Source organism: Pseudomonas sp. CFBP13509 (assembly GCF_005233485.1).
GTDB classification, from domain to species: Bacteria; Pseudomonadota; Gammaproteobacteria; order Pseudomonadales; family Pseudomonadaceae; genus Aquipseudomonas; species Aquipseudomonas marginalis.
On sequence record NZ_QGAA01000007.1, the window covers coordinates 32,405 to 49,732 of the forward strand.

16 protein-coding genes are annotated in these 17,328 nt (G+C 62.8%); 6 read left to right on the plus strand and 10 right to left on the minus strand.

What is annotated here, in order from left to right:
- A complete protein-coding gene (gene aceE / locus PspCFBP13509_RS13190) occupies positions 1-2,661 on the minus strand; it encodes a pyruvate dehydrogenase (acetyl-transferring), homodimeric type (protein ID WP_137212151.1) in 2,661 nt (886 codons plus the stop codon).
- A gap of 145 nt (positions 2,662-2,806) precedes the next feature.
- Here aceE and PspCFBP13509_RS13195 point away from each other — a divergent pair, with 145 nt between their 5' ends.
- Complete coding sequence (locus PspCFBP13509_RS13195; protein ID WP_027606249.1) at positions 2,807-3,283, plus strand: MarR family winged helix-turn-helix transcriptional regulator; 477 nt, start codon at positions 2,807-2,809, stop codon at positions 3,281-3,283.
- 26 nt (positions 3,284-3,309) lie between these two features.
- Entirely contained in the window at positions 3,310-3,567 is a 258-nt protein-coding gene (locus PspCFBP13509_RS31425) for a hypothetical protein (RefSeq protein ID WP_137212152.1), read from the plus strand.
- Between the two features lie 8 nt (positions 3,568-3,575).
- Here PspCFBP13509_RS31425 and PspCFBP13509_RS13205 read toward each other — a convergent pair whose 3' ends face one another.
- Both PspCFBP13509_RS13205 and PspCFBP13509_RS13210 read right to left on the minus strand, forming a co-directional pair.
- On the minus strand, positions 3,576-4,610 hold the full coding sequence (locus PspCFBP13509_RS13205) for an AraC family transcriptional regulator (RefSeq protein WP_065924139.1): 1,035 nt from the start codon (positions 4,608-4,610) through the stop codon (positions 3,576-3,578).
- Between the two features lie 4 nt (positions 4,611-4,614).
- The gene (locus tag PspCFBP13509_RS13210) at positions 4,615-5,745 is read right to left on the minus strand and encodes a carbon-nitrogen hydrolase family protein (RefSeq protein WP_065924138.1); all 1,131 of its coding nucleotides are present in this window, start codon (positions 5,743-5,745) and stop codon (positions 4,615-4,617) included.
- A gap of 211 nt (positions 5,746-5,956) precedes the next feature.
- Here PspCFBP13509_RS13210 and PspCFBP13509_RS13215 point away from each other — a divergent pair, with 211 nt between their 5' ends.
- Together PspCFBP13509_RS13215 and PspCFBP13509_RS13220 are read left to right on the plus strand one after the other, a co-directional pair.
- Positions 5,957-7,996 (plus strand): NADPH-dependent 2,4-dienoyl-CoA reductase, encoded by a 2,040-nt coding sequence (locus PspCFBP13509_RS13215; protein WP_137212153.1) that lies wholly within the window; start codon positions 5,957-5,959, stop codon positions 7,994-7,996.
- A 57-nt stretch (positions 7,997-8,053) separates the two neighbouring features.
- Complete coding sequence (locus tag PspCFBP13509_RS13220; RefSeq protein ID WP_137212154.1) at positions 8,054-8,944, plus strand: 1-aminocyclopropane-1-carboxylate deaminase/D-cysteine desulfhydrase; 891 nt, start codon at positions 8,054-8,056, stop codon at positions 8,942-8,944.
- On the opposite strand, the gene PspCFBP13509_RS13225 is transcribed toward PspCFBP13509_RS13220, so the two are convergent.
- The 3 genes from PspCFBP13509_RS13225 to PspCFBP13509_RS13235 form a co-directional block, all read right to left on the minus strand.
- Positions 8,934-9,491, minus strand: a complete 558-nt coding sequence (locus PspCFBP13509_RS13225; protein WP_065924135.1) for a cytochrome b — start codon at positions 9,489-9,491, stop codon at positions 8,934-8,936. The genes PspCFBP13509_RS13220 and PspCFBP13509_RS13225 overlap by 11 nt on opposite strands.
- A gap of 113 nt (positions 9,492-9,604) precedes the next feature.
- Positions 9,605-10,432 (minus strand): phosphonoacetaldehyde hydrolase, encoded by an 828-nt coding sequence (gene phnX / locus PspCFBP13509_RS13230; RefSeq protein ID WP_065948389.1) that lies wholly within the window; start codon positions 10,430-10,432, stop codon positions 9,605-9,607.
- Between the two features lie 27 nt (positions 10,433-10,459).
- Positions 10,460-11,569: a 2-aminoethylphosphonate--pyruvate transaminase gene (locus PspCFBP13509_RS13235; protein ID WP_137212155.1), complete on the minus strand. Its 1,110-nt coding sequence runs from the start codon at positions 11,567-11,569 to the stop codon at positions 10,460-10,462.
- Positions 11,570-11,682: 113 nt separating this feature from the next.
- Here PspCFBP13509_RS13235 and PspCFBP13509_RS13240 point away from each other — a divergent pair, with 113 nt between their 5' ends.
- Both PspCFBP13509_RS13240 and PspCFBP13509_RS13245 read left to right on the plus strand, forming a co-directional pair.
- Entirely contained in the window at positions 11,683-12,540 is an 858-nt protein-coding gene (locus tag PspCFBP13509_RS13240) for a LysR substrate-binding domain-containing protein (protein WP_074847207.1), read from the plus strand.
- Between the two features lie 99 nt (positions 12,541-12,639).
- Positions 12,640-13,347 (plus strand): YebC/PmpR family DNA-binding transcriptional regulator, encoded by a 708-nt coding sequence (locus tag PspCFBP13509_RS13245; RefSeq protein WP_027606258.1) that lies wholly within the window; start codon positions 12,640-12,642, stop codon positions 13,345-13,347.
- A 228-nt stretch (positions 13,348-13,575) separates the two neighbouring features.
- Here PspCFBP13509_RS13245 and PspCFBP13509_RS13250 read toward each other — a convergent pair whose 3' ends face one another.
- From PspCFBP13509_RS13250 to PspCFBP13509_RS13265, 4 genes are all read right to left on the minus strand, one after another.
- Positions 13,576-14,880 (minus strand): protein kinase, encoded by a 1,305-nt coding sequence (locus PspCFBP13509_RS13250; protein ID WP_074848199.1) that lies wholly within the window; start codon positions 14,878-14,880, stop codon positions 13,576-13,578.
- 39 nt (positions 14,881-14,919) lie between these two features.
- A complete protein-coding gene (gene zapE / locus PspCFBP13509_RS13255) occupies positions 14,920-16,014 on the minus strand; it encodes a cell division protein ZapE (protein WP_137212156.1) in 1,095 nt (364 codons plus the stop codon).
- 62 nt (positions 16,015-16,076) lie between these two features.
- On the minus strand, positions 16,077-16,814 hold the full coding sequence (locus PspCFBP13509_RS13260; protein WP_137212157.1) for an anti-sigma factor family protein: 738 nt from the start codon (positions 16,812-16,814) through the stop codon (positions 16,077-16,079).
- Positions 16,811-17,317: an RNA polymerase sigma factor gene (locus PspCFBP13509_RS13265; protein ID WP_027606262.1), complete on the minus strand. Its 507-nt coding sequence runs from the start codon at positions 17,315-17,317 to the stop codon at positions 16,811-16,813. The genes PspCFBP13509_RS13260 and PspCFBP13509_RS13265 overlap by 4 nt, the downstream gene beginning before the upstream one ends.
- Positions 17,318-17,328 lie beyond the last annotated feature (11 nt).

Consider the following 17,328-nt stretch of genomic DNA (forward strand, 5'->3'; position numbering starts at 1 on the left):
TCAAACCGCTACGGGGTCGGCCTTGTCGACGTTGATCCCGTAGCGTTTGATCGCTTCACTGACCTTGTCGCGACCGATCACGCCGTCATCCGCCAGTGCCTTCAGGGCAGCCAGGGCGATGAAGTGGCGATCCACCTCAAAGAACGCGCGCAAGGCTTCCCGGGTGTCTGATTGCCCGAAACCATCAGTGCCCAGTGCGACAAAGCGTCGGCCCGGCACGAACGGACGGATCTGATCGGCGAACAGCTTCACGTAATCCGTCGCCACCACCACCGGTCCCGTTTGCCCGGCCAGGCATTGCTCGACGTAGCTCTCGCGTGGCTCACGCTCGGGGTGCAACAGGTTCCAGCGCTCCACCGCGTGCCCGTCACGGCGCAATTCGGTCAGGCTGGTCACGCTCCATACATTGCATTGCACGGCAAAGTCGTTGGCGAGCAGGTCGGCGGCGGCGATCACTTCGCGCAGGATCGAACCACTGCCCATCAGTTGCACCTTGGCGTGCTGGCTGCCGCTCAGGCGGTACATGCCTTTAACAATGCCATCCTCCATACCTTCGGGCATTGCCGGGTGCGGGTAGTTTTCGTTGAGCAGGGTGATGTAGTAGTAAATATCCTCCTGTTCGACATACATACGCCGCATGCCTTCGCGAATAATCACCGCCAGTTCGTAGGCAATGGTCGGGTCATAGGACACGCAGCACGGAATCATCGACGACAGGATATGACTATGGCCATCGTCATGCTGCAGGCCTTCGCCCATCAACGTGGTGCGCCCGGCCGTGGCACCCAGCAGGAAACCACGTGCCCGTGCATCGCCCGCTGCCCAGGCCAGGTCGCCGACGCGCTGGAAGCCGAACATCGAATAGAAGATGTAGAACGGCACGGTCATCAGGCCGTGATTGCTGTAGGACGTACTCGCCGCTATCCACGAGGAAATGGCCCCGGACTCATTCAGGCCTTCCTGCATGATCTGTCCGTCCTTGCTCTCCTTGTAATAGCTCAGTTGCCCGGAGTCCTGTGGGGTGTAGAGCTGGCCGACGGCAGAGTGGATACCGATCTGACGGAACAGGCTTTCCATGCCGAAGGTGCGTGATTCGTCCGGCACGATGGGCACGATCAGCTTGCCCAGGTGCGGGTCTTTCAGCAGGGTGCCGAGGATGCGCACGAAGGCCATGGTGGTTGATATCGCGCGCTCGCCAGTGTCCTTGAGCTGAGTGGCGAAGGCGCTCAGTTCGGGGATCTGCAACGGTTCGACCGCCGTGTGGCGCGCGGGTACATAGCCGCCCAGGGCCTGGCGACGCGCGGCGAAGTAACGGGCTTCTTCGCTGTCGGCGGTGGGCTTGAGGTACGGAATTTCAGCGAGTTGCTCATCGGGCACTTCCAGGCCGAAGCGGTCGCGGAAGGCTTTGACGGCATCGGCGCCCATCTTTTTCAGTTGGTGATTGATGTTCTGGCCTTCGCCGGCTTCGCCCATGCCAAAGCCCTTGACGGTCTTTGCCAGGATCACCGTTGGTTGGCCGCTGTGGCGTACGGCGGCAGCATAGGCGTTGTAGACCTTGTCCGGGTCATGGCCGCCCCGTGAGAGTTTCCAGATATCGTCGTCGGACAGGTCTGCAACCAGTGCCAGCAACTCCGGGTATTTGCCGAAGAAATGTTCGCGCACATAGGCGCCGTTCTGGGATTTGTAGTTCTGGTAGTCACCGTCCACGCACTCCATCATGCGCTGGCGCAGCAGGCCGCCGGTGTCTTTTTCCAGCAGCGCATCCCAGCCACCGCCCCAGATCACTTTGATCACATTCCAGCCGGCGGCGCGGTACAGGCTTTCGAACTCCTGGATCACCTTGGCATTGCCGCGTACCGGGCCGTCCAGACGTTGCAGGTTGCAGTTGACCACGAAGATCAGGTTGTCGAGTTTCTCGCGCCCGGCCAGGGAAATGGCGGCCAGGGATTCCGGCTGGTCCATTTCGCCATCACCGAGGAATGCCCAGACCTTGCGGCCCTGGTGTTGCTTGAGGTCACGAAACTCCAGGTAGCGCATAAAGCGCGCCTGGTAGGCCGCCGTGATCGGCCCGAGGCCCATGGACACGGTGGGGAATTGCCAGAAGTCCGGCATCAGCCGTGGGTGGGGGTAGGACGAAATGCCCTCGCCACCGGCTTCGCGGCGGAAGTTATCCAGTTGTGCTTCGCTGATGCGGCCTTCGAGGTAGGCACGGCCGTAGATGCCTGGCGAGGAGTGGCCCTGGATGTACACCAGGTCGCCGTCGAAGTTGTCGGTGCGGCCACGGAAGAAGTGGTCGAAACCTACGTCGTACAGCACAGCGGCTGACGCATAAGTGGCGATATGCCCACCCACACCGGAGTGTTTGCCTGCACGCAATACCATGGCCATGGCGTTCCAGCGGATAAACGCGTTGATACGGCGTTCGATGACCAGGTTGCCGGGGTAGGGCAACTGGCGTTCCACCGGGATGGTGTTGACGTAAGGCGTGGTCACCCGCCCGTAGAAATCACCATGCCGCGCCACGTCGAAATCCAGCAACTGATCGATCAGGTAATGGGCGCGCGGGCGACCTTCGGTGGACAGCACCGATTCGATGGACTCCAGCCACTCGCGGGTTTCCTGTGGATCGACGTCGCGTCTGACTACGTTATTCGGGGTCATGTGAGGCTCCAGGGTCGGCGGATTTCAAGTGGCGGGCTCCTTGTGGGAGCGTCGTCAATGTTGTTGCAATTGCAACTACATGGCCGAATCTAGCGCGGGATGAGCTACTATTGCAACCTTCTTGAAATCCGCCGGATGGTGTTGCATGTCGTCGAAAGAGCCTGATGTATGGTTCCGTTTTGTCAGGGCCCACAGGACGGTCATCCGTGAAATCGAGCGCCGCCTGGCGGCCGCCGACTTGCCGCCTTACGCCTGGTACGATGCACTGTGGGGCCTTGAAAGCGGCCCCGAAGGCACCCGCCGCATGCACGAATTGGCCGATGTGCTGGCCATCGAGCGCTATAACCTCACGCGCCTGGTAGATCGCCTGGAAAAGGACGGCCTGGTGCTGCGTTCACGTTCCGACGGCGATGGGCGCGCGGCCTTTGCGTCGATCACCGATGCCGGCCGGGCGTTGCGTAAAAAAATGTGGAAGATCTACGAAAGTACGGTGGACGAGTTGTTCCTGTCGCAGATCGAACCGCAGCAGCGCCAGGCGTTTGCCGAGGCGTTGGAGCGTACCGCCGGGATGGCGGTGGAGGCGGGTGTCCAAACCCGTGGTCGACGCAAGTCTGAAACTTGATGCATTCCATTTCAGTGCATCCCTGATTGCAATCGCGCCTCAAAACCCCGGTGCTAAATCCGCACAACGCTGCTACGTTTAATCCTGGAGTGCAGGAACGTCATGACGTCGACATTTTTTCGTCATCACGGCACTTTAGGCTGGCTGTGCAGGTCATTTATCTGCAGCCGCTTTTAATTCAAAACAAGGAGCCCACCATGGACGAATACCAGGAAGAACTGCTGGAGTACCAGGCCTTTGAACTGGATCCTCTGGATCCGGCCGATGACGCCACCGAGCTGTAAGACCGACTTCAGGCGGAATGCCGCTGACTGCGGCGAAATTCCCCTGGCGTCTGGTTGTTCCATCGCCTGAACGCCCGTTGAAACGCCTGGGCCGAGGCAAAACCGAGCAAGTAGGCGATTTCGCCGAATGCCAGTTCCGTATCGCGAATGTAGGTCATGGCCAGGTCGCGGCGGGTATCGTTGAGAATCGCGCGAAACTGTGTGCCTTCTTCGGCCAGTTTGCGGCGCAGTGTCCAGGTCGGCAGCTTCAAGCGTGCCGCCACTTCTTCCAGGTCGGGTTCCCGGCCGCCATTGAGCATCGGCCCGAGCAACCGGGTAATGCGCTCGCGCAGGCTGCGGGTGCGGGTCAACTGCTCCAGTTCCCGTTCACACAGTTGCAGCAACAGGTGCCAGGTACTCGGACAATGCTGCGGGTTGCGCAGGGCCAGGGTTTGCTGGCTCAGGCGCAGTTGATTGGCGTCGGCGCCGAACTGGATCGGGCCATCGCCCAGCACCGCGTACTGTTCGCTGTAGTCCGGCGCTTCAAACTCGATTTCAATCCGCTGCGCCTGCACCGTTTGCTGGGCCAGGCTCGACAGTTGCTGCAGCCAGCCGGCGATGATCGAGTCCACCACGAAGCGGTTGTAGGCGTTATAGGGGCTGATGGAATAGAAACGCAGCCAGGCGCCTTCGGCGTCCTCGTGAAAACTTGATTGGCCGCGATAGTTGGAGCCGTACAGCGCCTCGAAGCGGGTCAGGGTGCGCGCCGCCTCACGTACGTTGGGTGCCTGGGCGGCGGTGACCCCGGCCAGCCCGGCCTGGCTCAGGCGGCTGAGCTGGCCCATGCGCAGGCCCAGGCCGGGGTCGCCGGTGAGTTGGATGGCCGCATGGCCCAGGCGCATATAACGGGGGATCGACAAGCGTGCACCCGCTTCGGCGAGGCGCGCGGGGTCGAGGCCGTATTGCAGCAGCAGCGGTTGCGGGTCGAGGCCGTGGCTGTGGATCGCGTCGGCCAGAGTGTGCACGAAGCCCACCGACAAATCACCCAGGCGCACCGGCTTCACGGGGTTACAGCCAGATATTCAGCAGGCGCGCACCACGGGCGTCGCCGTCGGCGCTGATCTGCCCGTAGCTGCTGAGAAAGCTGTGCCCGGCCGTGCCCAGGTCCCAGAACTGCCCACGCAGGAATACGCTCATGCCAGCGGTTGCCTGGCTGACGGGTTGCTGGCTGATCAGCGTCAGGCGCCGCCAGGCCTCACCTTCGCTGAGTTCTTCAGGCTTGAGGCTGATTTCCGGTGGCGTGGACACGCTCTTGAAGCCGCGCCATGGTCGATCCCAGGTATCGCGACCCAGCACAAAGGCCGGTACCGCAATCAGTTGCGCACCTTGCTCGTTGAGCTTGCGATAGTTGTCCGGGTACCAGCTGTCACTGCCGACCAATACGCCGAGGCGCCCGGCCGGGGTGTCGACCACGCTGACGATGTTTTCGTCACCGGGTTCGATAAAACCGCGTTCATCGTAGATCGGATAAAGCTGGCGCTGGGGATCACCGAGGGGCAATCCGTCCGCCGCGAACACCACGCTGGCGTTGTACAAGGCGCCATGGCCGACCTGCAGTTGGCCCTGGCTGACGCTGGGGTTGGGCAGGGCGATGGAGCCGGCCACCAGCGTGACGCCAAACTCCTTGGCCAGGCCGCCGAACAGCACCTGATAGTCCCGCGCCATGCCGGAGGCTTTCATGCGCAGGTAGGCGTCATCGGTGCGGTTATCGCCGGTTGCGCTGATCCAGGCACGGGCAAACAGCAGCGGGTTGCTGACCGACAGCCAGTTCATCGCATCCTTCACGTGCAGCGCCTGGTACACCTCATTTTTTTCACCGGTCAACATCAGCCAGGTGCCGATATGTTCAGGCAGCACCACGATGGTTTTTTCGTTGATCAACCCCTGGTCCCGGGCCTTTTGCAGATAGGCCGCGAGCTTCAGGTGCAGGCGTTCCAGGCTCTGGTAATCGGCGGGAAACAGCTCCGGCTGGATGCCCAGCAAGTTGCCGCGATCGGCGGGCAGGCCTTCGTTGACGGCGAGGGTGATGCGCAGGTCCGACAGGTAATGCCCCACGGGGCGCTCCTGGGTCCAGACCAGATACGCGGCGACTGCGGCAACCAGGGCCATGGAGACGGTAAAAGCGAGAAGTTTACGCATGGGGCAACAGACAACAGACCGGGTGCAGGGTTCGCGACTAGGGTAGGGCCCCGGCAGCGGCTTGCCAAGGGGCGCTGTGCATTTGGATCAATAACTTGTCAGTTTCAGTCATTGAGCCGTCGTCCACCGCCTCTTAGTCTGTGGGACATAAACCGATGGGGTGCCATTCGAGCCCTCCACGTCCCGTGATGATCCGTTGTGGAGCTGTACCATGACCGCTGCTGCCTACCCGCACCTGCTGGCCCCGTTGGACCTGGGTTTTACCACCTTGCGCAACCGCACCCTGATGGGCTCGATGCACACGGGCCTGGAAGAAAAGCCCGGTGGGTTCGAGCGCATGGCGGCCTACTTTGCCGAGCGCGCCCGTGGCGGCGTGGGCCTGATGGTCACTGGCGGCATTGGCCCGAATGATGAAGGCGGGGTGTATTCCGGCGCGGCCAAGCTCACCACCGAAGAAGAAGCGCAGAAGCACAGGATCGTCACGCAGGCCGTGCATGAGGCGGGCGGCAAGATCTGCATGCAGATCCTCCACGCCGGCCGTTATGCGTACAGCCCAAAACAGGTGGCGCCGAGTGCGATCCAGGCGCCGATCAACCCGTTCAAGCCCAAGGAGCTGGACGAGGAAGGCATCGAGAAGCAGATCCAGGATTTCGTCACCTGCTCGCTGCTGGCCCAGGTCGCCGAGTACGACGGCGTGGAAATCATGGGTTCCGAAGGTTACTTCATCAACCAGTTCCTCGCCGCCCACACCAACCACCGCACCGACCGTTGGGGCGGCAGCTACGAAAACCGTATGCGCCTGGCGGTGGAGATAGTGCGCCGCGTGCGTGAAGCGGTGGGCCCGAACTTCATCATTATCTTCCGCCTGTCGATGCTCGACCTGGTGGAAGGCGGCAGCACTTGGGAAGAAATTGTGCAGTTGGCCAAGGCCATCGAGCAGGCCGGCGCGACCATCATCAACACCGGCATCGGCTGGCACGAAGCGCGTATCCCGACCATCGCCACCAAAGTACCCCGTGGCGCGTTCAGCAAAGTCACGGCCAAATTGCGCGGTGCGGTGCAGATCCCGCTGATCACCACCAACCGCATCAACACACCGGAGATTGCCGAGCAGATCCTCGCCGAAGGCGATGCCGACATGGTCTCGATGGCGCGGCCTTTCCTCGCCGACCCCGAGTTCGTCAACAAGGCCGCCGCCGGCCGCGCCGATGAAATCAACACCTGCATCGGCTGCAACCAGGCTTGCCTGGACCACACCTTCGGCGGCAAGTTGACCACCTGCCTGGTTAACCCTCGGGCCTGCTATGAAACCGAACTCAACTACCTGCCGGTCAAGCAGATCAAGAAAATCGCCGTGGTCGGTGCCGGCCCCGCAGGCCTGGCCGCCGCCACCGTGGCGGCTGAGCGTGGCCACCAGGTGACCTTATTCGATTCGGCCAGTGAGATCGGCGGCCAATTCAATATCGCCAAGCGCGTACCGGGCAAGGAAGAGTTTTTCGAGACCCTGCGCTACTTCAATCGCAAGTTGCAGACCACCCACGTCGAGCTGTGCCTCAACACCCGTGTCGACACCGCACAACTGGTGGCGGGCGGTTACGACGAGATCGTCCTGGCCACCGGCATTGCGCCGCGCACGCCGGCGATTCCGGGCGTTGAAAATGCCAAAGTGCTGAGCTACCTGGACGTGATCCTCGAGCGCAAGCCGGTGGGCAAGCGCGTCGCGGTGATCGGCGCCGGCGGCATTGGTTTTGACGTGTCGGAATTCCTCGTGCATGAAGGCGTGTCTACCAGCCTCGACCGCGAAGCGTTCTGGAAAGAGTGGGGCATCGACACCCAGTTGCAAGCCCGTGGCGGTGTGGCCGGGATCAAGCCGCAACCCCATGCCCCGGCCCGTGATGTGTTCCTGTTGCAACGCAAGGCTTCCAAGGTCGGCGACGGCCTGGGCAAGACCACCGGCTGGATCCACCGTACCGGCTTGAAGAACAAGCGCGTGCAGATGCTTAACAGCGTCGAGTACCTGAAGATCGACGATGACGGCCTGCATATCCGCATCGGTGCCGAAGGTGAGCCGCAGCTGTTGGCCGTGGACAACATCGTCATCTGCGCCGGGCAAGACCCGCTGCGCGAGTTGCAGGATGGCCTGGTCGCCGCAGGGCAGAACGTGCACCTGATCGGCGGCGCCGATGTGGCGGCCGAGCTGGACGCCAAGCGCGCCATCAACCAAGGCTCACGGCTCGCCGCCGAGCTGTAAGGCGACGCAAGGGGCGGTGTTAGACTACCGCCCCTTTTTCGATGCAGATGCCGCCCGATGGGTCCTTTTGATTGGCTTCCCCATGCACCGCTTGAACCGTTAGCGCTGGAGTGGCTGAACGGCGTCGAGCTGGCCGTGCTGCGCCTGGACCGTATCGACCCACTGATCAGCGGCAATAAGTGGTTCAAGCTCACCCAACATCTGGCCCAGGCGCAGCAGGCCGGTGCCAGCGGCATCGTCAGCCTCGGCGGTGCTTACTCCAACCATCTGCACGCGCTGGCAGCGGCGGGCAAGCGCTTTGGTTTTCCCACCGTCGGCCTGTTGCGTGGTCACCCTCAAGACACCCCCACAGTCCTCGATCTGAAAGCCTTTGGCATGCAGTTGCATTGGCTGGGCTATGCCGGCTACCGCACGCGCCACGCGGAGGATTTCTGGTTGCCGTGGCGCGCGCAATATCCCGATCTTTACCCCGTGCCCGAAGGCGGCGGCGGGTTGGCCGGGGCATTGGGTTGCGGGGTCTTGGTCGAGCAGGCACGCCGGCAATTGAGCACCGTGGGCTGGGCCGATTACGATGCCTGGTGGTTGGCGGCAGGCACCGGTACGACGTTGGCGGGGTTGGCGTTGGCGGAGGCGGGCGCGCATCCGGTGTATGGCGCCATGGCGGTACCGGATGATCATGGTGTGGCACAGAACGTGAGTGCCCTGGTGCAGGGTGGTTATGAATTGCTGGACGCCAGTCGGGGCGGTTTTGCCAAGGTAGATCCGCTGCTACTGGACTTTATCGAGACCGCTGAACAGGCCTGCGGTGTACCGCTGGAACCGCTCTATACCGGCAAGGCGTTGTTGGCGTTGAAGCAGCAGATCGAGGCCGGGCGGTTCGTACCCGGCACTCGCCTGATCTTCGTGCATACCGGCGGCTTGCAGGGCCGCCGAGGGTTTACAGCCTAGCACGCTTACCCGGCATCATCCGCAGCGCCGTGTTATCACGCATCACATAATGATGAAAGATCCCCGCCAACGCATGCAGCCCGATCAGCCAGTAACCGGCTTTGCCGAACCACACATGCCAGCCTTCAATCTCTTTGGCCAGCGCCTTGTTTTCAGCGATCAGCGGCGGCAACTCGATCCCATAGAACATCACCGAATGCCCCTCGGCACTGACGATCAGCCAACCGGCAATCGGCATGCCGATCATCAAGGCGTACAGCGCGAAGTGCATCAGCGTGGCCAGCAGGCTTTGCCATTGCGGCGGGGCGGGGACGATCCTCGGCGCAACCCCCAGGCTGCGCGCGAACAGGCGCAGCCACACCAGCACAAACACGGTGAGGCCGAACATAAAATGCATCTCGACGATCAACGTCCGTGCACCGCTGCCTTTGGGAAACTGTCCGCGTAACTCAATGCAGGCGTAGACCACCGCCAGTAGCACCACCATCAACCAGTGCAGCGCAATCGACATGGTGCTGTAGCGCGTATCGGAATTTTTCCACGGCATCGCTGGGTTCCTCACTCATCAGGGCGAACCTTCGTTCTTTGGCGACGAAGTCCTTTTACTGTAAGCCTGTTTTGCGCGGTTTGCCCGGTGCGATGTCGTTGTCTTGACCTCTATCAGTCGCTTTGCGGCATTTCGCCACGGGCCAGGCGCTGGTTGATGTCGGCGATGACGGCCGGCAGGTCGGTAATGGTATCGATCAGGTAATGGGGGCGGGAGCTTGCGAACATCGCTTCGATGCGCGTGCGTTCGCTGGCCAACGTGGCGCTGTCCAGGGCGCGGAACTGCGCGTAGGTCAGGCCCAGGGCATTGCCGGAGCAGGTCAGGGCCACGGTCCACATCCCGGCGCGGCGGCCTTCGAGGATGCCTGGCACGGTGTCGTCGACCTTGACGCACGCCGCCACATCGTCGATGCCCAGGGCGATCACGTTGGCGAGTGCCTGGGCTGGCCATGGGCGGCCGTTGGGCACTTCGTCGGTGGCGACCACGTGGTCGGCGACGTAGCCGTTGGTGGCGGCCAGGGCGACGACCTTGTCCATGACTTGCTTGGGGTAGCCGGAGCAAGAGCCGATCTTGATGCCTTGCCCGCGCAGTTGGCCGATGGTGTCGAGGGCGCCGGGGATCAGCGCCGAGTGTTCGGCGATCTTCTCGATCTGCAACGGCATGAAGCGCTGGTAGATGGCCGTCACGTCGTCATCGGTGGGCGTGCGGCCGAATGCCTGGCGGTAGCGCTCGGCGACTTGCGGCTGGTCGCACAGGGTGCGGATATGGTCCCACTTGCCCATGCCCATCGGGCCACGGGCTTCTTCGATGGATACCTGCACATCGAATTCGGCGAAGGCCTCGACGAAAATCTGCGTGGGGGCGAAGGAGCCGAAGTCGACCACGGTGCCGGCCCAGTCGAGGATGACGGCCTGGAGGGTGTTGGGGTTTTGATAGTTCATGGTTCAGATCCTGTGGGTAGGGGGCAATCAGATGTCCGACACTTCCATTTCTTGCAGCACCTCGGCGATCGCCTTGACCGCTGCGCGCATCCCTTGCGCATCGACATGGCCGATGCAGCCCACGCGGAACGTCTCCACCTCGGTCAATTTGCCCGGGTACAGAATGAACCCCTTGGCCTTGACCCGTTCGTAGAAGTCCTTGAACTGGTAGCGCGGGTCCTGCGGTGCGTGAAAGGTCACGATGATCGGTGCCTGGATCGCCGCCGGCAGGAAGCTGCGCAGGCCCAGTGCGGCCATGCCGTCGAGCAAGGCCTGGCAGTTGTCGGCGTAGCGTCGGTGGCGCGCGGGCAGGCCGCCTTCTTCCTGGTATTGCAGCAGCGCTTCGTGCAGGGCGGCGACCACATGGGTCGGCGGGGTAAAGCGCCATTGGCCGGTCTTGGCGATGTAGCTGTGCTGGTCGAACAGGTCCATCGCCAGGGAATGGCAGTTGCCCTGGGCGGTTGCCAGCGCCTGTTTGTTCGCGAAGACGAAGCCCATGCCCGGCACGCCTTCCAGGCACTTACCGGACGCGGCGATCAGTGCGTCGAACGGCACCTCGCGGGCATCGATCGGCAGCGCACCGAAGGAGCTCATGGCGTCGATGATCAGGCGCTTGCCGTGGTGTTTGACGACCTCGGCGATCTGCGGCAGCGGGTTGAGAATGCCGGTGCTGGTTTCGCAGTGGATCAACGCGACGTGGGTGATGGCGCTGTCTACCGTCAGCAGGCGGTCCACATCGGCGGCGGTGGTGGGCTGGTCCTCGGCGGTCTCAAAGGTGCTCAAATCACGGCCGAGCACTTCGCAGATCCTGGCCAGGCGCTTGCCGTAGGCGCCGTTGATCAGCACCAGCACCTTGCCGTCACGCGGTACCAGAGTGCCGATGGCGGCCTCGACCGCAAAGGTGCCGCTGCCTTGCAACGGCACGCAATGGTGGCTGCCTTCGCCATGGAGGATCGCCAGCAATTGCGCGCAGACGCTGGCAGTGAGTTGGTTGAAGCGGTCATCCCATGAACCCCAGTCCACCATCATGGCCCGGCGGGTGCGGTTCGATGTGGTCAGGGGGCCAGGTGTCAGCAGGATCGGCGCGGCAGTGGTCATCTCAAGTCCTCGCAAGGCATCGGGGGTTGAAGCTACGACGCCTAAATTGCAGTTTGGCTTGTCATCAATCAAATTGTTTGTTGTTATGCGAGCTATCAGTGAGGCCGATAACCATGAACCTGTTCCAACTGCGCGCATTCGATGCCGTGGCCCGCGAGGGCAGTTTTACCCGTGCTGCCGCGCGGCTGTTCATCAGCCAACCGGCGGTGACCGGGCATATCAAGGCCCTGGAGGAGCACTACCAGATCCCGTTGCTGCGCCGCACCGCGCGGCGGGTGGAGTTGACCGAAGAGGGCGCGCGGCTGGCGGCGATCACACGGGCGATCTTTGGCCTGGTGGACGAAGCCCAGACCATGCTGGAGGCCAACCGCCAACTGCTGAGCGGGCGCCTGGAAGTCGCGGCGGACGGCCCGCACCTGGTGATGCCGATGATTGCCAGCCTGCGCGCGCGCTACCCCGGGATTACCGTCAACCTGCGCCTGGGCAATGCCCAGGAAACCCTGGCCGCGCTGTTGTCCGAGCATGCGGATGTGGCGGTGCTCACCGAAGTGGAACCGCGCAACGGTCTGCACCTGCAACCGTTGAGCGAGTCGCGGATGTGCGCATTGGTGCCGGCCAGCCACCCGTGGGCGCAGCAACCCGAGGGTATTCGCCTCGAGCAACTCAACGACATGATCATGGTGCTGCGCGAGCCCAGCTCGATCACCCGGCGTACCTTCGATGAGGCCTGCATGGCCGCGAATGTGCAGCCCAAGGTGCTGCTGGAGCTGGACAGCCGCGAGGCGGTGACCGAAGCCGTCGCCGCTGAGCTGGGGGTGGGCGTGGTCTCGTCCATGGAAGTCAGCCCCGACCCGCGGGTGCAGGCGGTGCCGATTGAGGGCGAGGGGCTGCTCAACCGGCACCTGCTCGGTTGCATGGAGCGGCGCCGTTCGTTGCGCCTGATTCAGGCGTTTTTCGAGTTGGCGCCCTGAGGGTTTTTTGGTGGAACGATGCGTTCTCGCGCTATAAACTCTGCCCCCAAAGCGCCGGCCAGTAGACGTTTCGGCGCGATGTATAGAAGAGAGTGAGTCATGGGCGCACAGTGGAAAGTCAAACATAAAGAAGCGGCATCCAATGCCAAGGGCAAGATCTTCGGCAAGCTGGTGAAAGAAATCACCATCGCCGCCCGCAACGGTGCCGACACCGCGACCAACGCCCACCTGCGTCTGGTGGTGGAACAGGCCAAAAAGGCCTCGATGCCCAAGGAAACCCTGGAACGCGCGATCAAGAAGGGCGCCGGTCTGCTCGGTGAAACCGTGCAATACCACCGCGTGACCTACGAAGGGTTCGCCCCGCACCAGGTACCGTTGATCGTCGAGTGCGTGACCGACAACATCAACCGCACCGTGGCGGAAATCCGCGTGGCGTTCCGCAAGGGGCAGCTGGGTGCTTCCGGCTCCGTGGCCTGGGATTTCAACCATGTCGGCCTGATCGAAGCCTCGCCGGACACCCCGGATGCCGATGCGGAAATGGCCGCGATCGAAGCCGGTGCGCAGGACTTTGAAGACGGCGAAGAGGAAGGCACCACCCTGTTCATCACCGAGACCACCGACCTGGACGCCGTGCAAAAAGCCCTGCCGGAACAGGGGTTCACCGTGCTGTCGGCCAAGTTGGGCTACATCTCGAAGAACCCGGTAAGTGGCCTGACCGATGAGCAGATGGCTGAAGTCGAAGCCTTCCTCGAAGGCTTGGACAACCACGACGACGTGCAGGATATGTTCGTCGGCCTGGCGGGCTGATTTATCCGCTGAAGAAACGCATTCAAAATGTGGGAGGGGGCAAGCCTTAATGCCAGTCAGTTAAGGCTTTTTGTAGGAGCGAGCTTGCTCGCGAAAAACTCACAGGCGCCGCGCTCATTCAGGAAGCACGCGTTATCGTTGACGTTTTTCGCGAGCAAGCTCGCTCCTACAGGAGGCGATGTACGCTTAACTGACTGGCATTAGGGCAAACCCCCCTCCCACATTTGTTTATTGGTGTTGGATGGATTGCAGCAAGGCGTTGATTTCTTCGAAGCTCGGCCGTGCCAACACGTCGGGCTGGCAACAGCTTTTCTGCAACGCTACCAGCGCCTCGTCAATCAACCCCGCTTCAACCCGCTCCAGCAATTCCCCCAGCAACACCCCGAACGCGCGCACTTCAATGCGTTGCAAGGCTCGTGTTTCCAAGGTGTCTGCCTTGGCATGGAACGACGCCGCGCCAAAGTCCCCGAGCAAACAATCTCCCGCTTCATTCCACAGGATATTGTGCCCGTACAGGTCGCCATGGGTGATGCCGTGCCGGTGCAGATGCGCGGCCACGGAGGCGATGCCCCGGGCCATGCGCAAGGCTACGTCGAGGCTGAAGCGGGTGGCGGGGTCGTAGACATCGCGGGTGCACGAGGCCAGGCTCGGCAGGGCGGCGAGGTTGCGGTAGCTCGGGTCGATCAGGTCCATGACCAACGCGGCCTGGTCCTCGGGGGCACCCACCACGCGGCCTTGCACCTTGATCAGGTTAGGGTGCAACCCGGCGGCGATGCAGGCCTGCATTTCGTGCAGCGGCGAGCCGTCGCTGGTGATCGTGCCCTTGTACAGCTTGACGGCGACGGGCTTGGCCATGGGGGTCCACAGGGCCTTGCGAATCACCCCCGAGGCACCTTCGCCCAGCACGTCGGCGAGTTCCAGTTCCGTCCAGGGAATAGCCGCTGTCGTGTCGTCCACCGCCACATCCACGGCCATTTCCACCGGGTTGCCCGCATAGGCCAGCCACGTCAGGCTCGGCAGCGTCAACAGCCATTCGGGCAAGCGTGTGAGGCGGTTGGAGGCAATGCGGATCAGCTCCAGATTGCTGCAGTTGGCCAGGCTCTGCGGCAACTGCGTCAGTTGGTTACCGGCGAGCATCAGTTTCTGCAGTAGCGGCCGCTCGCCCAACTCGCAGGGGAGCTGGCTGATGCAGTTATCGGTGAGGATCAGCCAGCGCAGCAACGGCGGCAGCGCGGCGGCGGGCACGTGGCTGATCTGGTTGGCCTTGAAGCCGATCATGCTCAGTTTGGCGCATTGGCCCAGGCATTCCGGCAGTTCGGTAAAGGCGTTGTCCGAGCAGAACAGCACGCGCAGGTGCGGCAGGCGGTGCAGGTCGTCGGGCAGGCGGCTCAGGGCATTGCCGCTGAGGTTGAGGATTTCCAGGGAGTCGGCCAGCCCGAAGATTTCCTCAGGGAATTCGGTGAGTCCGCAGGACAGGTCCAGGCGCGTAATGCCGGCCAAGTGGCCGGCCTTGAGTTGGGCGAGGGTATTCATGAACGGCGCGATCACTCGGCAAGGGGGCGTAAATGGCGCTCATGATACCGGGTCGCGCGCCCGTTGCGGGTTGGCCTGTTGCAATTGGTTCAGGCGACTGGCGGTGCGCGCCAGGTCGATGGCCTGGCCGCTCATGGCCTGTGCCAGCGGTTGTTCGCCGATCAGGACCAGGTGCTTGTCCTTGTCGTAAAGCACGTCCACCAAGTTGATAAAACGCTGTTGCACGGCGATCGGGCACTCTGCCAGGTGGGGCAGGCCGTCGATGACCCAGTGATCGAACGCCTCGCACAGCAACAGGTAGTCCATCACCGCCGTCAGCTGTTCGCACAGGTCGTTGAAGGTGAATACGATGGTGCGGGCCTGATGCCGGCGGCAGATCAATGTGCGGTTGCCCACCGTCAGCGTCTGCGTCGGGCCGCCGCTGACCGGCAGGCCGAGCGCCGCACGCTGGGCCTGCGTGCCCGGCCACAGGTAACAACCGGTGGTAAAGCGTTGCGCGGCATGGGCCTGGGGCAGGCTGCGAAAGTCCTCGGGCGAACTGACTTCCAGCACGTCCATACGCGCGGCAATCAAGTCGATCACCGGCTTGAAACGCTCGTGGTACAGCGGGTTGGGCAACAGCCCTTCGGGTGGATAATTGGAGGTGACCAGCACCCACACGCCACGCTGGAACAGGGCCTTGAACAGCCGGGTAATCAGCATGGCATCGCCGATGTCGTGCACGTGGAACTCGTCGAAACACAGCACGCGACAGCCGACGAGCAACTCGTCCAGGGTGATGGCCAAGGCATCGTCCGTCGCCTGGTGCGTGAACATACCGCGGTGCAGTCGGGCGAAAAACTCATGGAAATGCACGCGTTGCTTCTCGGCGATGGGCAGCGCCTGGAAGAAACCGTCCAGCAGCCAGCTTTTGCCGCGCCCCACCGGGCCGTGCAGGTACAGGCTGCGGGTCGGCTGGCTGGCGAGCAGGTGCCGGGTCTGGCGCGCCATCGCGTCGATGGCCTGGGCTTGGCCAGCACTGAGGGTGTAACCCTGTTGCCGGGCTTTGTCCTGAAAGAACGTCTGGATGGGCATGTCGTCGTGTGTGTCGGTTTTTTTACCGAGCAAACGACGGATAAGGGGGAGCACGGCCAATGCGAGTCACTCTGTAGTGCGGTGGTCGCTTACTTTAGGGCGCCGCTGGCGATTTGACCAATCTAGAACGGCTGCAGGGGCGGCGTCGGCTGGTCCGTCGGGCTGACCACCGCATAGTTGTAGCCGCCGCCGGACCAGTATTGCGCTTGCAACCCATCCGCCGTGCGCTCGCCACGGGGCAGGAAACCGTTGTCCGGGCCCGGTGGGCGGATGTAGAAGCTGATGCGCCGACCTTGTGCGTCCTGGTACAGCACCATGGCGGCGGCGCCTTGATCGGTGGTGAGCAGTCGCCCGCTGACGGGCGTGAAGCCCGCCTGGCTCAAGTCCGGCAGGCGATGGGCCTGATTGAAGTAGCGGTCGAGCCACGCCTGCATCGTGCCGCGGTCCTGGCCGTTGTAGTCGGCGGGCATGATGCCCTCCTGGGCAAACAGGCGGAACGCTTGCATCGCATCGGCCATCGGCAGCAGCGGCGGTTGCGTGGCTTCACGGGCCTGCCAGCCGCCGAGGCCACCGAGGCTGACGGCCATCAGCAGCACCGCAGCGGTAGCATAGTGGCGGCGCGATTGATGCTTGAGGCGCTGGCGAATCAGTGCCGGATCCAGCGCCGGGTTAGCCGGTTGTTGCAGGGCGCCGCTCAAGGACGCGCGCAGCAATTGCGCGTCCTGTTGCCACGCCTGCACTTGGGCCGCGACCTCGGGGTGGGCGGCCAGATAGGTTTCGAGCACGCGGCGATCACTGTCCAGGAGTTGATGATCGACGTAGGCATGCAGGTCGCGTTCGCTGGGGGGCAGGCTGATCATTTGAGTATCCGCAGGGAAGGGCTGGCGATGTCGCCATCGCTGAGTTGACGCAACGCTTGGCGCGCCCGGGACAGGCGCGACATCACGGTGCCGATCGGCACCTCGAGTATTTGCGCGACTTCCTTGTAGCTCAAGCCCTCCACCGACACCCACAACAGCAGTGCGCGTTGTTCGGTGTTGAGTTGGTCGAAGGCTTGCAGGGTCGCTTGGGCGATGACGGTGCGCTCCACCGACGGCTGCGCATCATCGCGGCCGGTAAAGAATTCCAGCATGCGTGCATAGCGCCGGGTGCGGCGGTGGGCATCGAGGAACTGCCGGTAGAGGATCGAGAACAGCCAGGCGCGCAAATCGCCCTCGATGCGTTTGTCGGCCCAACGGGTGATCGCCCGCTCCAGGGTCGCCTGCACCAGGTCGTCGGCACTGCTGGCGTTACGGGTCAGGGACACAGCGAAACGCCGCAGCCTGGGGATGAGTTCACGTAACGGTTCGTCGAGTTCATGCATGGGTGTCTGGC